The organism is Ornithinibacillus sp. FSL M8-0202 (assembly GCF_037975285.1).
In the GTDB taxonomy this organism is placed as follows: Bacteria; Bacillota; Bacilli; order Bacillales; family Amphibacillaceae; genus Ornithinibacillus; species Ornithinibacillus massiliensis.
This window is the reverse complement of the sequence record NZ_CP150248.1, coordinates 3464578-3479375: the sequence shown is the minus strand read 5'-3', so window position 1 is coordinate 3479375 and position 14798 is coordinate 3464578. Positions and strand designations below refer to the sequence as shown.

General features: G+C 34.8%; 15 protein-coding genes, 1 pseudogene and 1 other annotated feature. All 16 genes and pseudogenes read right to left on the bottom strand.

What is annotated here, in order from left to right; translation table 11 throughout:
• Positions 1-62: 62 nt before the first annotated feature.
• A complete protein-coding gene (gene mreD, locus MKY78_RS17505) occupies positions 63-584 on the bottom strand; it encodes a rod shape-determining protein MreD (RefSeq protein WP_339214508.1) in 522 nt (173 codons plus the stop codon).
• Positions 581-1468 carry a rod shape-determining protein MreC gene (gene mreC, locus MKY78_RS17500; protein ID WP_339214507.1) on the bottom strand — a complete coding sequence of 296 codons (888 nt, stop codon included), beginning with the start codon at positions 1466-1468 and terminating at the stop codon, positions 581-583. The genes mreD and mreC overlap by 4 nt, the downstream gene beginning before the upstream one ends.
• 12 nt (positions 1469-1480) lie before the next feature.
• Positions 1481-2524 (bottom strand): rod shape-determining protein, encoded by a 1044-nt coding sequence (locus MKY78_RS17495; RefSeq protein WP_339214506.1) that lies wholly within the window; start codon positions 2522-2524, stop codon positions 1481-1483.
• A 235-nt stretch (positions 2525-2759) separates the two neighbouring features.
• Positions 2760-2894: pseudogene (locus MKY78_RS17490) on the bottom strand (JAB domain-containing protein); the annotation flags it as partial.
• 260 nt (positions 2895-3154) lie between these two features.
• Entirely contained in the window at positions 3155-4369 is a 1215-nt protein-coding gene (gene tyrS / locus MKY78_RS17485; RefSeq protein WP_339214505.1) for a tyrosine--tRNA ligase, read from the bottom strand.
• 87 nt (positions 4370-4456) lie between these two features.
• Positions 4457-4709, bottom strand: a binding site (T-box leader).
• A 484-nt stretch (positions 4710-5193) separates the two neighbouring features.
• Positions 5194-5457: a CPCC family cysteine-rich protein gene (locus MKY78_RS17480; protein WP_158324462.1), complete on the bottom strand. Its 264-nt coding sequence runs from the start codon at positions 5455-5457 to the stop codon at positions 5194-5196.
• Between the two features lie 309 nt (positions 5458-5766).
• Entirely contained in the window at positions 5767-6081 is a 315-nt protein-coding gene (locus MKY78_RS17475) for an SMR family transporter (RefSeq protein WP_339214504.1), read from the bottom strand.
• Position 6082: 1 nt separating this feature from the next.
• On the bottom strand, positions 6083-6421 hold the full coding sequence (locus MKY78_RS17470) for an SMR family transporter (protein WP_339214502.1): 339 nt from the start codon (positions 6419-6421) through the stop codon (positions 6083-6085).
• 79 nt (positions 6422-6500) lie between these two features.
• A complete protein-coding gene (locus MKY78_RS17465) occupies positions 6501-7073 on the bottom strand; it encodes a TetR family transcriptional regulator (RefSeq protein WP_339214500.1) in 573 nt (190 codons plus the stop codon).
• A gap of 158 nt (positions 7074-7231) precedes the next feature.
• Complete coding sequence (locus tag MKY78_RS17460; protein ID WP_339214498.1) at positions 7232-8104, bottom strand: hypothetical protein; 873 nt, start codon at positions 8102-8104, stop codon at positions 7232-7234.
• 131 nt (positions 8105-8235) lie between these two features.
• A complete protein-coding gene (locus MKY78_RS17455) occupies positions 8236-8613 on the bottom strand; it encodes a DUF6262 family protein (protein ID WP_020977319.1) in 378 nt (125 codons plus the stop codon).
• A gap of 6 nt (positions 8614-8619) precedes the next feature.
• A complete protein-coding gene (locus tag MKY78_RS17450; RefSeq protein WP_339214495.1) occupies positions 8620-10512 on the bottom strand; it encodes a site-specific integrase in 1893 nt (630 codons plus the stop codon).
• Positions 10509-11594 carry a tyrosine-type recombinase/integrase gene (locus MKY78_RS17445; RefSeq protein WP_031775850.1) on the bottom strand — a complete coding sequence of 362 codons (1086 nt, stop codon included), beginning with the start codon at positions 11592-11594 and terminating at the stop codon, positions 10509-10511. The genes MKY78_RS17450 and MKY78_RS17445 overlap by 4 nt, the downstream gene beginning before the upstream one ends.
• A gap of 118 nt (positions 11595-11712) precedes the next feature.
• Positions 11713-12282 (bottom strand): DNA repair protein RadC, encoded by a 570-nt coding sequence (gene radC / locus MKY78_RS17440; protein ID WP_339214492.1) that lies wholly within the window; start codon positions 12280-12282, stop codon positions 11713-11715.
• A gap of 177 nt (positions 12283-12459) precedes the next feature.
• Positions 12460-13368: an SPOR domain-containing protein gene (locus MKY78_RS17435; protein WP_339214491.1), complete on the bottom strand. Its 909-nt coding sequence runs from the start codon at positions 13366-13368 to the stop codon at positions 12460-12462.
• 117 nt (positions 13369-13485) lie between these two features.
• Positions 13486-14763, bottom strand: coding sequence for a folylpolyglutamate synthase/dihydrofolate synthase family protein (locus MKY78_RS17430; RefSeq protein ID WP_339214489.1), 1278 nt, complete (start codon positions 14761-14763; stop codon positions 13486-13488).
• Positions 14764-14798: the final 35 nt, after the last annotated feature.

Sequence of the window (14798 nt, the reverse complement as noted above, 5' to 3'; positions counted from 1 at the left end):
ACCTCATTAGTGCTTTCAAATCTTTACGTGTAGGTATAATGGAATAACAACTATCTAATCTATCATGTTTTATCCGTTTTCCATTTTGCAAGTCGTTTTGCAAATAATGGATAAATAATGAGTAGGAAAATAGAATTCGCCAAAATAGATGGTAATAATCGTAACATGATGTAATCCATCCATTCTGCACTCATAATTCCGATAACATAATAGATAAGATTTATCATCAACTCTGCAATTGTTATACTTATTATACCAAACAATAACGTTGAATAAATATTACTATGCAACATATTTCGTAGTTCAAGAATAATGTACATCGTAACACCATAGGTAAACATATATACACCCAATATGCCTGTATAGGCAATATCAAATAAAAGCCCGAAAATTAAAGCATACATAATAGAATAATAAGAATTATCGTGGTCGTAAAAGATGGCAATTAATACCAAAAACATTAAAATCCAATGTGGCGTAATCATGATGTCACCGTCAAGGAGACTACTTGGCAAAATATCTAATGCCACGCCCTCTAAGACAAGGATTAACAGTAGAATAAGGGGTAGGAATATACGTTTCATTCCTCTTCCCCCTCTTCTTCTTCATCCTCATCCTCATCATCTTGACCTAATAATCGTTCCACTACTACCACATGATTAATTTCATACATATTCGCTGCAGGCTCTACTAATGCAGTTCGCGTTAACCCATATTGATCTGGGATTATCTCTTTCACAGTGCCGATTGGTAGGCCAGCAGGGAATACGCCACCCATACCAGAAGATACAACTAATTCCCCTTCTTCGATGTCCTCGTCGGAATCCTCAATGATTTTAAATAACAGTGAATTTGTTTCCTTATCATAGGACTCAATTAGACCAAATATACCCTTTCCACCTTCTCTTGATACTGTTGCAGATATCCGATTAAATTCATCAAAACCGGTTAGCAATTGGACCGTAGCAGTCTTTGGTGAGACAGATTGAACCTTACCAATCATACCCTCTGCGGTAATAACTGCCATATTTACGTCTACACCATCTGAACTCCCCTTATTAATTGTTAGCTGCTCAATCCATCTTTCAGGGGACCTCGCTGTTACCGTTGCATGAATAGGGTTGTAGGAGCGTATGGAATCTTCTTTATCGAGCAACGCTCTCAGTTCTTCATTTTCATCTTTAATTTCTTGTACTTCATAGATTAGCCCTTTGTATTGTGCTAATCTTTCTCTTAAGATTTGGTTCTCCTCATACGTATTTCGAATATCATCTATATTTCCAAAGATACCTGCTACGTATTTTACAGGTGTTGATATGACATTCTGTGCAACACCAATAACATCACTTACAAATTGCTCTGCTGTAGTTAAATTTACCCTATCCCTTATTGAGAACCCAACTAAGGCAACTAGGACAATGATCCCAATTAGGATAATAAATAATCTTTTTTTACGAAAAAATGACATGAAAACACCTACTTATTCTACTGTAGGACGAGAAGATACATTTGGTTGTCCTTTAAAATGCTGAATATATTCTAACGATTTTCCAGTGCCGATAACAACACTATCCAATGGGTTATCAGCGACAAACACTGGCATCTTAGTCTCATCACTAATTTTTTTATCAAGGTTACGCAATAATGCTCCTCCACCAGATAACACGATTCCACGATCCATAATATCAGCTGCTAGTTCGGGAGGCGTTTTTTCCAACGTGATTTTCACTGCATCAACAATAGCATCTACTGTATCCTGAAGAGCCTCAGAGACTTCACTACCAGTAATAGTTATCGTTTTCGGTAACCCAGTAAGTAAATCTCTTCCACGGATATCCATTTCCTCATCCGCTATCATTTCATCATTTGCTGAACCAAGGTCTAGCTTGATTTGCTCTGCTGTTCTTTCACCAATCATTAAACTATACTTCTTCCGAATATGATTTACAATAGAAGTATCCATATTGTCACCAGCATTGCGGATAGATTCCGAGGATACAATTCCTCCTAGCGATATCACAGCAACCTCCGTTGTTCCACCACCTATATCAACTATCATGCTACCTGTTGGCTCCCATACAGGTAGTCCCGCGCCAATTGCAGCTGCAAATGGCTCTGCAATTGGAAAGGCTTCTTTGGCACCAGCCTGTTTCGTAGCGTCAATAACCGCTCGCTCTTCCACCATTGTAATACCAGACGGTACACAGATCATTACATTTGGCTTCTTAGCGAATGAAGAGCGGCTTCTCATTGCTCGTTTTATATAGTATTGCATCATAGCAGCGGTAGTATCATAATCTGCTATAACGCCATCCTTCATTGGTCTAATAACGGAAATACTACCAGGATTTCTACCTAACATATTCTTTGCAGCATTACCTACTGCCTCTATTTCACCTGTATCTACATTCTTAGCAACCACAGATGGTTCTCGTAAGATTACACCTTTTCCTTTAACAAATACCAATGTATTTGCAGTACCTAAATCAATCCCTAAATCTTGAGAAAATCCAAAGATACCCAATAAAATCTTCCTCTCCAGTATCATGTAAGTTTTCTTTCTATGCCTGACAGTTCTCTTATATTTTATGTGGTGGACCGTATAATATAATCAAATATGCCATAATGATGGTATGGAAATATGTAACTGCGTCCAACTCTTTCCAATCTCAAGAAGCGCCACTTTCAACTAAATATGAAAATGGCGCTCATACTTTATCTATTTAATTATACGAAAAAACTATAAAAATTGATAGTACTTATACGTATCCTTTTTCCTTTAACGAGACAAATTTATGATCACCTATAATTAAATGGTCTAGTAATTCGATCCCAATCATTTTTCCTGATTCTACTAATCGTTTCGTTACATGGATATCTTCTTGTGATGGAGTAGTTTGTTATCAAGAGTAAATTACAAAAGAATCATTTAAATCAATACTTTCACTTTGAATACATGTATTTGAAGTGAAAGGTAATTATTTCAAAAATAGTAAAACCTGTATCTTAAATTACTTAATAGTAACATAAGATACAGGCTGATTTTTATTCATTGATATTTAACTAAAGCACCCGTTAGCACAATAAACTTCAGCTATAAAAGAAGCGTTAATCACTCAATAATCAGATTAACGCTTCCGTACAGATTTATAAATTATTTAATTAAACGTATAAATCGCTTTTTACCAATTTGTAATACATCTTCATTCATTAATACACGGTCTAAATCATCTTCACTTATTTTTTCTTGATTAAGTTGAACACCATTTTGTCTAATTAACCGCACAAATTCGCTTTTACTTTTTACAAATTCTTTTTCAATTAGCTGAGGAATGATAGCTTCGACTGTTTCTGCACCAATTTCTATTATTAATTCTGGAATATCATCTGGTATTTCCTTTTTACTAAAAGCTGTTTCAAAATATGTTATCGCTCTTTTCGTTTCTTCTTCGCCCCAGTATAAGTTTGTAATGATTTCAGCTAATTTAAGTTTAACATCTCTTGGATTGACTCCTTGTTCGAGGCGTTGTTTTATTTTATCAATTTCATCTGGATGTTCATCCGTTGCTAATTCAAAATATTTAATAATGAGTTCGTCTGGTACTTCCATAACCTTTTTAAACATTACTTCTGCTGGTTCATCAACACCAATATAATTACCAAGGCTTTTACTCATCTTCTCTACACCATCAAGACCTTCAAGTAATGGCATAAAAATTGCAATTTGCTTTTCTAATCCCCAATGTTTTTGAAGTGTACGCCCCATTAGAATGTTAAATGTTTGGTCTGTACCACCTAATTCGACATCTGCTTGTACCTCTACCGAATCGTATGCTTGCATTAGTGGGTAGAAAAATTCGTGAATTCCAATTGGCACTTGATTTTTGTATCTATTTTGGAAATCATCACGTTCTAATATTCTTGCAACTGATGTCGTTGCTGCTAGTTTAATGACTTCCTCAAATGTTAATTTTGATAGCCACTCACTATTAAAACGGACAATTGTTTTTTCTGAATCTAACACTTTAAAGATTTGTTCACAGTACGTTTTTGCGTTTATTTTAACCTGCTCATCACTTAAAGCTATACGTCCTTTTGCTTTTCCAGTTGGGTCACCAATACGCCCTGTAAAATCACCAATGATAATGACAACCTTATGTCCTAAATCTTGCATTTGTTTAATTTTTCTCAATACAACTGCATGACCTAAATGGATATCAGGGGCAGAAGGATCAAGTCCTAATTTAATAGTAAGAGGAGTCTGTGACTGATACGACTTCTCTAATTTTGCCAATAACTCTTCTTCATTTACTATTTCTTGAACACCCTTCATGATGATTTTTACTTGATCTTCAGGTTTTACTAACATACTAACATCTCCTTGGAATATTATTTCTAATATTGCAAGTTCTATAAGAAACAAAGAATTAAATAAAAAACGCCCTTTTGGATTAACCAAAAGGACGATTTATCTCGTGTTACCACCTTTAATTCATAAGCAACTCACATTGCTTACCTTTGAAAGTACAGTCGTTTGACGATACTTTAGCACATGATTACGGGTGCTTAACCGGTGTAGCCTACTAAGTGATTACTTTTCGGTACACAGCTCCAAGATGTATTCACAATCGTTCAACATGCACCTCTCATCAACCGGTAACTTTCTGTCTGTTTACATGATTGCTACTCTTTCTTATCATAGCCTTTGTTCTTATACTCCGAATTGCTTTAAACAAATCTTCGTTATGCAGATATTAATTGTTATTAATTTTATCTATTTATTTATATTTGTCAATACAGAATTTCTTTATTCAACTAAACTGACCTTTACTTGAACAAGAAAAATGGCCCAAAAGATCTTTAAAATCTTGGATCAAGATTAGACCCCCTCCAATTTTGGCATAAAAAAACCGAAGGTCTGCCGGGAAAAGTACCGGAAAAACCTTCGGATTGGGAACATTAATTTTATTTAAGGAACGCTTATTTTATATAAGGAACCTTAATTTTATATGGAGACACAGTAGACATATGCTTTGAGATAAAGAGTTAAGTCCTGTTACGAATTATACACTTCTAATATGGTTTGCACTGAAACACAAAACCATCTTTTAGTAACGGGTTCTGTTTTATTTTGAACATAATTAAAGCACCCGTTTGTTGAAGAAGAAATATAATTATTAATGCGATGTATACTCATAACGGTTTCCAATTCGGATCTTTAATGTCTTCTTGATTTGGTTTCCTTACAAATTTTATACTGCCTTCATCACAAGCCCCAAATTTAATGAAATTTTGTTGTGCTTGCCTTAACGATGGAACGTTAGCTCCACCCTCATAATTGGGATCATTATACTGAACATCATCATCTTCCCAAAAACAAATACTACATATATCGTATGTTCCAGGAGGTTTCTCATCTAATGTTAAATATCCACAGCAAGGGCAAGTATAATTCATCTAATCACCCCAATAGAGTTATATTTTTCTTCTTCAACTATCTTGCACCTTTCAAATTGACAATCTCTTATTCAAGTAAAGCCCCCGTTACTTTAAGTACATAGTTTCACGAACTTTCTACCCATTATACAATACGCAATAGGAAAGGAGCAGGCGTAATGACAACTCCTACTCCAAAAGTCTTGCAACTGTTTGTTCTAAAAAAATATATTTATTTTCTTACCTCACATAAATTCTTAAAGGAGTATTTCCGTACCTTTAAGCATGTTGACTAATTTCATTAACCCAACTGTTCTCCCTATTTATAAATTAAGAAACGGCTTTTAACCCTGTTACACCAATAATAATAACAATTAGGCTCATTACACGCCCAAAGTTCTTCGACTCATTGAAAAAAATCATATTTACAAGAACAGCTGCAGCCGTTCCTACACCAATCCAAACAGCATATGCAACACTTACTTGAAGATAATGAAAGGAGGCATAAAGAAAAACAAATGAACCTCCAAATCCCCCGAAAAAAAACAATGTATTAAAAAATGATTTTCTTTTGCTGAATCTATTTAAGCCAATAACACCAACTAGTTCGAGTGCTGCGGCAATAAATACGTATATCCACCCCACATTAAGCAACTCCTTCTTCTGATTTCGAATTATCCGTAAGATTCAAAGCTATAACACCAATAACGAGTAATCCTATAAAAAATCCTTTTTCCATACTAAATGCTTCTCCAAATATAAATACATCCATAAGAGAAGTACCGACTGTACCAGCTGCTGCGAAGATTGCATAAACAGTACCCGTTGGTAACAACTCACATGCTTTTGAAAGAACAAGAAAGTCTACAATAATAATCGGCACAATAATTGCCCAGTGCCACCATGCGTTGGCAACATTGAAACCCAAAATCCAGAGCAACTCGAATAAACAAGTCATTATTACGTATATCCAAGCTCTATTCATATAGAACACCATCCTTATAAATTTAGTAAAATCCTTAAACTTATGAATGAACGTCAGTCATTTTGTTTTAAAAAAAACGCTATTGGTAAGCTCTTAAAGCGTTAGTTACAAATTTATGAAGTTCCTTCTTATGCCCAGCAATGGATTCTGCATCTAGATGATCGTAAAGATAAACCTGCTCTGCTACCGATTCGATTGATCCTATAAGAATTTTCGCAGTATATTTGATGTTCACGTCGGGATGAATGGCTTGAGCTTCCTTTCCTTTTTGTAATAAGTCCTCAATCCAACGATACAGCGGAGCATATATTGTTTCCCAATTACCTACATACTGTGTTTGTGTTAGGCCAGTGTAAATTAACTTTGTAAGCTCTTTATACTCATTTGTTATATTAAATATTACACGTATAATAACTTCTATTTGCTGGCTAATCGGACCATCCTTTACTTCGCTTGTTATACCCTCTAAAATTTTATTAACCATCACTTCTGCAATGGCTGGCATAACAGCTAATTTAGAAGTGAAATACAAATAAAAAGTACCCTGAGCAATGCCTGCCTTATTAACGATTTCAGAAATTGTAGCTTTTTCTATGCCTTTTTCAGAGAACACATCAATTGCTGCTTGAATTATTCTTTCTCTTTTATCCACTATACCGAGTCCTCCTTTCAATATGACTGATTGTCATTCACTATACACTTTAGCACAACTTTTTATTATTATCAAACTTAAATCCCCCTCTTTATATTTAACAAAAAGGTGCTATGTCCTTCTTACAGGAAAGCACCCTTTACTTTAAGTACATTTATTCACAATCTCTTTATATATATTCCGTCTTTACTATATGCATATAGAAACATTCCTCGCATAAACACAGGACCAATGATAGGTTTGCCTTTTTCATCTGTTAATTGTAGTTTTTCCTTTGGAGTGATTGTCCTATTTTTTATTTTAAAACGCATTATTGTATTCATATCTACTTGACCAATTAAACCAGTTTGGTCGAACATAAATTGTTGAATTGTATCGTCACCTTCTATACGATAGCGAATAGTCTCTTTGAATTCATTAAGTTGAACAAGAAAAAAATCATCATAGTAATAGAAATTTACTTCCTTTGAACTTACAACATTCAAGGCGTAACAATCAATGATTCCATAATTACCTGCTCCCCATAATTTTTGGCCATTTATTCCATAAGCAATAAGACCTTCACTACCCATAGGCTGTACCCATCCAAAATTACCAAATACTCCTTCATCAAAATAACTCACCCAAATTGTATCTGTTTCATCAATTTGTACGTGTTCAATGCCATCTCCGAGTGTAAAGGCTTCAATTAGTTGCCCGTTTGGGTTGTATCTTCTTGCATTTCGTTCAATATAAGTTCCATCTTTTAAACAACGACCTTGTACAATTAGTAAAGTACCGTCTGAAAATAAATCTACTTCTGTCGGTATAAGAGGAACATCCATTAATTCAATTGTTTCTACACTATTGCCTTTAATCATTCGAATGGTCCAGTTGTTTTTTGGTACAGGACGCTGAAAGAAATCTAATTCCTGTAAATTACTCTCAATTAGCAGTAACGTTCCATCTTTTGTTATTTGACCATCTATAAAATTTAAATTTGAGGAATAATCAATACACTTTTGTAATACTAATTTTTCTATTTCAATCATCCCTATTCTAATTATTAAAGTTATATATTCATTTGAATGTCACATAAAAACCCCAACTTCTTCTTAAACAATTCTGCCCCGTTAGTTTAAGTGCATCCTTTCACAATCTGTCTACAGATTAATAATTAAAACTACTCTTTATTATACAGATCTCCATATAATTTTTGAATTTGGTTCTGTAATTTTTTATTTTCTTTTTCTAATTCCATAACTCTTCTTTTTAAGGTTTTAATAAGGATTTCCTCCGAACGAGAACTTTTCTTGGGTTTTGAGACTACATTTGATGTTATTTGACGCTCACGAAGGGATTCGATTCTTTGCCTAATATCGTGTTCCTTATAAAGCCATGATTTAGAAACATTAGCTTCCTTTGCTATTGAATTAAAATTAATAGCTTTACCTTCAATCGAAAATTTAGAAATCGCTTTGTCTACTTTTTCCCTTGTCTTTTGTGATTTCTGCTTCGCCAAACGTACAATTTCTGTTGTATTTCTAACTTGTTTATCCATTGATAATTACCCCGTCAAACTTCCAATGATTTGTTCTAAACGCTCTTTAACACGGCTATTAGTCTCTATTTGTCTTTGCCATTGTTTATCCTTTGCTATGGTTAATAACTCTTCTGTACGCTCTAACTGTTCTTCGTGCTGTGGTAAGAATTGCTTACTGGTACAGAAGTGAGTGCAATCTAAGCATGCATTCGCATGTGGACAACCACCTGCTATTACTGGCAATCTACAATAACCATTTGGAAGCACTTGTGCATTTATATTTTTCTTGAACCATTGAAGCTCTACATCATCGACTTCACTATCATCATCTAGATTGAGCACATCTCCATTATTGGTAACCAGTTTTTCTTGAAATTTAGTAAATTCATTTTTTAGAGTTTCATCAAAGATATGAGCGTATCTGCTTGTCATTTCTGGGCTTTCATGTCCCAAAAATTTCTGCACAATATGCTGGGGCACCCCGTTGTTAATCATTCTTGTTCCTACTGTATGGCGAAAGGCATGGGCATGGAATCTATAAATCTCGCCTGATTTATCCACTATATTTTGCTCATAAGCTAATTTATTTAACTCGCCTCTAAATGTTTCTTGTTTTAATGGCGATCCATCTTTTCTTGAAAAGAGGTATTCACTATCTGGAAATTCCTCTGAAACTTTATCTTCCCGAACTTTAATAAGTAAAGCTACCTCTTTAGATATTGGAACTATATGCTCCTTTTTCATTTTCCATTGATAATACTTTAAAAAGTAATCTCCATCTTTGTCCTCTAATAGACAGCCTTTTTTCAAGGTGCACAATTCACTTATCCTCATTCCACATTCTTGAACAATCATAGTCATCGTAGCTATATATTCGGGTAATTTATCAAGATGACTGTTCAATTGCTCTAGAACGAATTCGTCTATAAAGCGAGGTTTTGCTCTTGGTATTTTCGGATAGTCCTCGGGATAAATTAATATTTTGGAAGGAATATCATCCCATTCTAGCCTATGAAGGGTACTAAATAGTCCTTCCAATATAGAGATCCTCCCAGTTATTGTACTAGGTTTTATCCCCATCATGTTTAGTTCACTTAAATATGCTTCAATTTCCACTCTCGTTAATTGGTGTACTCTCTGAACGTGTTTAAACTTTATGTCCAGAAAATTAAAGAACTCTTTAAGTTTTTGGGCAATATCACTTACATAGGAAAAGCTATCCATGTTCAATCTTAACTTACAATATCTTTTTACAAGCTGTTTAAAATATGTATTCCGAAACCCTTTAAAGTTAATTGTATATTCATATTGTGTTGGGTTAACCTTATCATCTGGCAAAGGTAAGTTTCGTCTATCCCAAACGTCTTTATCCCACTCCTCTCCATCAAAATAAAAATCCTCATAAAACTCCATAAATTGTTTTAGATTAGTAACATAGTAAGAATTAGCTTTTACAGGTGTTTTTTCTTGATTAGCAGTAATCTTATAATTAGTGGTGGTAATTCTAACACCCTGTTTTGTCAAATATGTTCTATACTCCGTCATTGCTTTATCAATAGGAACTTCAGTAATTGAAGTAATGCTGGGATACTTTAAATCTAAAAAATCCAACATTTTATTAATTACTGTTCCTTTTCTAATCCAGACAGTTTTTGCATTCCATATTCCATTGTTTAAATGGTAAAAATAAAAATATTTCAATTCTGTTCTTAACCACAGATTTTTAACACGTTCAAAACGAACCCAACGATTTCTTAAAGCAGGATTCTTACTTAATTCTATGGCAGAAGGATGTGGACATTTTCTTATATCCCAACTATTATTAGCCCAAAACCCTTGCATTTCTTCATTCATTACAGCTATTTTTTTGCTGATCTCACTCTGACTGATAATTTTCCTTTTACTAGAAGCATTCATTTCTTATGCTCCTTTCTCTCAAGGTATTTATTAAACTCATTTTTCATATCCTGATCTGAAAGATGAACATAGGTATTTAACGTTGTCTGAACATGTGCGTGACCTAATCTCTTTTGAACGAACGCAACATCCCATCCTTCCCTAATTAGCTGCGTTGCGTGAGTGTGGCGAAGCATATGCGATGTAAATTCTATTCCAGTCCTTTTAACTATTCTTCTAACTAGATCAAGAACACTTTGGTACTTTAGTGGTTTCCCAAAATAGCCTTCTTTTAAGGAAATAAAAACATAGTCATGCTCCAATTCCTCACTATACTCATATACCAAGTAATCTGTATAAAGTGACATCAGTTCTTTACTCACATGTATTGTTCTTTCCTTCCTTAATTTAATATAAGCTTCATTAACATTAACATCTCTAGGTGTTAAATGGATTTGATTGTCCCAAGTGGCAATATCTTCAAGCCTAAGCGATAACACTTCACCGATTCTTAAACCACCCTCATACATAAGCATTAAAATTAACTTATCTCTTTTCGTATGACAAGCGTCAATAATTTGCTTAACTTCCTCTGCTGTCAATGTTCTTATCTGTTTCTTTTTAACCCTTAACTTTAAGACATTCTTTTGGTATCTACCCTTATTAACATGATGTAAAAATCCTTTGAAGTTTCTTCCCTTTGCTTGTTTAAATACATCAATTGATTTAAATTCTCCTAATCTACTTAAATAATCAAGAAAACTCATAACGGCATTTAAAATTGTATTCACTGTCGTTTCTTCTCTTATGGCTTCTTTTGACTGAAGATCAATTACATTATTTGCTGTTGGATATCTCAACCAACCTACGAAGTCTGCTAACAACTCAAAGTTAATATCATTAAGAATAACGCCTCTCTGTTCCATGAACTCATACAGCAACTTTAAATGATAGCAGTATGCTTTAATGGTATTTGGAGACTTACCAGTGTTATCTAAGTATTTAATAAATTTCATTACTGGTTCAATTAGCTGGTATTCTTTATCTAGTAATAAATACAATGGATACGGCTTATTCTCCACTTCTATCCTTTGAACCCTCACACGCGCCCCCCTCTTTAAACACTTTAAGTACTACAAATTATAAACCTTGTTAATTTTTATTTAAAGTAAAATCTCCCTTTAACATCTCCTCCTGAACTACTTTAACTACTATTATTTATTATACTATGGTTAATGGATCTCCAGAGGGGTGATTATGGGCTACAATAATCGAAGCTGCAGACCGTTTCACAGCCTCACGAAACACTTCACGAGGATGGACTATAGAGGCATTTAAGGACCCGATGAAGATGGTCTGACGATGAATAATTTGATTTTTCGTATCCAAGAAGATGGTAACAAAATGCTCTTGATTAAGGTGTCGCATCTCTTCCATGATGTAATCGGCACCATCCTCTGGAGAACGTATGACATAACGTTCATTTGGTTTATATTGACTTAGTCGCTTACCTAGCTCTAATGCAGATAAAATTAAAACACCTTTCGCACTACCAATCCCCTTAATTGCTGTTAATTCCTCGATGGTAGCATCTTTTAATAGCTTTAATCCTTCAAAATGCATGAGTAACCGATTAGCAAGGGTCATAACAGACTCTTCTTTAGTCCCACTACCTAATAAAATGGCTATTAATTCTTGATTGGAGAGGTGACTTGCTCCTAATGCTAAGAGTCGTTCCCTTGGTCGATCCCCTTTAGGAACATCCTTTATCATAATTGATGAAGCTTTCAAACTATTTCCTCCTTTCGTCTAGCAATAGAATAGCTCAAGATTCTACCTCTTACAAATAGACAAGATAGTATTTTTCCCTTCTGTAGATCCTTAAAATAGTAAAAAAGCAGAGCGGAAAAAACACTTTCCACCCTGCTTCGTATTTCATCAGCTTATTTTAGCATTTTTATTCTTCTACTATTGCCCCGATGATAGTACACTATCCAATGAATTCCAGAGGTGTAGTAGAACTATTTCCGTATTATTATTTGAGGTGAACAGTTCCTCCATTTGTGTAACAAAGCTATTTAGTTCAGTAGATCCTTTTGGGGCCTGTTCGATTAACGCATTCCATGTCTCCTTTTCCAAGATACCATTCTCCAAGGAAAGATTCCATTGTTCCTGGAAGGAGACGATCCAGTCATATTCTTCTTTCGTTAAAACTATCTCTTTTTCACTAGTCTGCCAATCCTTTGCATATACTTCTATTCCTTTTTCTTTTAAGGAATTAATATCACTTTGTAAATCTTCTTTCGAGCGTCCCATCGTTACGAGAAGATAAAATTGATTGTCCTTTTCCCAAATGACAGGGGCATATCCTTGCTCTACAAACTTCCCTGATTCTGCTTCGGCATTCGCAGTAGATGAAAAAACACCACCTTGTAACACGAAGGCAAACATGGAATCTAACATATAAGGTGACGTGTCACCGGTAGAAGCATTACCTTGATTATCATCCTTTCCTTTCTCTTCTCCTTCTATAGGCATAGCAACAGCTGGAGTACCATTCCAATTATTGTCAAAATTGACGATAATATTTAACAAAACTACCCCCATAATAGAACCTATAATTAAGGCAGAAATAATTGCGATAATAATGGGCTTAAACATATGAAAAGTTGTTTGTTTCTTCGCCTTAGAACTGGATAGGCTAGATGTATCATAGTTCCTAGCAAAGGTATGAATTTGATTATGACTAGTTTCTTCAGTAGCAGCTATCTCTTCCCTTACGTTACCCTTATTGACTTGGATATGTCCTGACTTCTTCGTATTTTCCCTTTTCGCCTTACCATCTAATCTTACTACTACTTGTTTTTTAGCTGACATTTGCTGCTCCCCCACTTTGCTAGATTCGTTGGTTCAACTCTAGCATATGCAAACTAAAAAGTAAGGAGAATCTTGTCACACAAGGAACAGTTTATTTCAACATAAACCGGAATAAGTTTACAAGGTTTGCTTTTTTACATAGGCTCTTATCAGCCCAATGAAATGTAGGGAACCAGCAAAGAAATACATCTCATCACGTTCTCCTATCTCTTTCCATTCTTCCTGCCACTTTATTTGGCGTACTTTTTCTACTGGTACCATCTCCAATAGATTCTCAGCAGTTTCCGCACGAGGATGGTCAAAGGAAGTCACCATAATGGTATCAAAATACGGCAAAACCTGTTGAAGCATTTTCTTTAATTCCTTATCCTTAAATCCAGCAAATATAAGATTCTTCCGCTTCGTTCGGTATAGATCATTCACCGTATGAAGAAATGCCTCCATCCCCTTTGGATTATGTGCCCCATCTAAAATCACAATAGGATTATCGTGAATTTTTTCAAACCGACCTGGTAGATGGGCTGTTTTGATGCCTTGATATACGCTGTCCCAATTTAAGCCTATGCCACTTTTTTCAATCATTACTAATGCCATGAGAGCTGTTGCCGCATTGATAATTTGGTGTTTCCCTTTCATTTGTATTTCCATTTCTAGCTTTGTTCCTTGATAACACCATTCAAAAAACTGCCGATTTTCGTCTATAAATGTCCTTTTGTAAAAGAAGTCTCGATTTAATTTATACATATTGGCATATTTCTTCCTTGCTTCTTTTTCCAATATCGGCATACAACTCTCCTCGACCGCCCCTATAACGACAGGTGTATGACCTTTTATAATGCCTGCTTTATGAAAGGCAATTTCCTCCAGTGTATCGCCTAAAAAGGTAGCATGGTCCATCGCGATATTTGTTATAATAGACAGGATAGGTTGGATACAATTGGTGGAATCTTCCCTTCCCCCCATACCAGCCTCGATAATTGCAATATCAACCGTTTCACTAAAGTACATATAGGCTATCGTAGTGATAATCTCAAATTCCGTGGCGTGCATTTCTACTAAATCTAATTCTTTTATGGATGGCAGTAACTGGTTAAATAGCGTTATAAACCGATCATCCGGGATGGGAAGATCATTAATGAATATATGACCAGTTAGCCCTGTCAAGCTCGGTGAAGTAAAAATTCCGACACGATAGTTATTTTCTATTAATGCTGCTTTTAAATAGGTTAAAGTTGACCCTTTCCCATTTGTACCAGCAATATGGATAGCTTTTATTTTTTGCTGGGGATTCTGTTGGGATTCTAATAACGCCACCATTCGATCAAGACCCGGTTTTATACCTAGGGTTCTACGTTCAGCAATAAATGCTTCTATTTGTTCAATACTATGAAACATACAATCACCATCTTATCTATCAATTAGAAATTAGT

Excerpts from the sequence above, each read along its gene's own strand:
- MKY78_RS17430 (WP_339214489.1), bottom strand. The coding sequence starts at position 14,763 with ATGTTTCATAGTATTGAACAAATAGAAGCATTTATTGCTGAACGTAGA.
- MKY78_RS17480 (WP_158324462.1), bottom strand. The coding sequence starts at position 5,457 with ATGAATTATACTTGCCCTTGCTGTGGATATTTAACATTAGATGAGAAA.
- MKY78_RS17435 (WP_339214491.1), bottom strand. The coding sequence starts at position 13,368 with ATGTCAGCTAAAAAACAAGTAGTAGTAAGATTAGATGGTAAGGCGAAA.
- MKY78_RS17470 (WP_339214502.1), bottom strand. The coding sequence starts at position 6,421 with ATGAATAGAGCTTGGATATACGTAATAATGACTTGTTTATTCGAGTTG.
- MKY78_RS17455 (WP_020977319.1), bottom strand. The coding sequence starts at position 8,613 with ATGGATAAACAAGTTAGAAATACAACAGAAATTGTACGTTTGGCGAAG.
- tyrS (WP_339214505.1), bottom strand. The coding sequence starts at position 4,369 with ATGTTAGTAAAACCTGAAGATCAAGTAAAAATCATCATGAAGGGTGTT.
- MKY78_RS17460 (WP_339214498.1), bottom strand. The coding sequence starts at position 8,104 with ATGATTGAAATAGAAAAATTAGTATTACAAAAGTGTATTGATTATTCC.
- mreC (WP_339214507.1), bottom strand. The coding sequence starts at position 1,468 with ATGTCATTTTTTCGTAAAAAAAGATTATTTATTATCCTAATTGGGATC.
- MKY78_RS17450 (WP_339214495.1), bottom strand. The coding sequence starts at position 10,512 with ATGAATGCTTCTAGTAAAAGGAAAATTATCAGTCAGAGTGAGATCAGC.
- mreD (WP_339214508.1), bottom strand. The coding sequence starts at position 584 with ATGAAACGTATATTCCTACCCCTTATTCTACTGTTAATCCTTGTCTTA.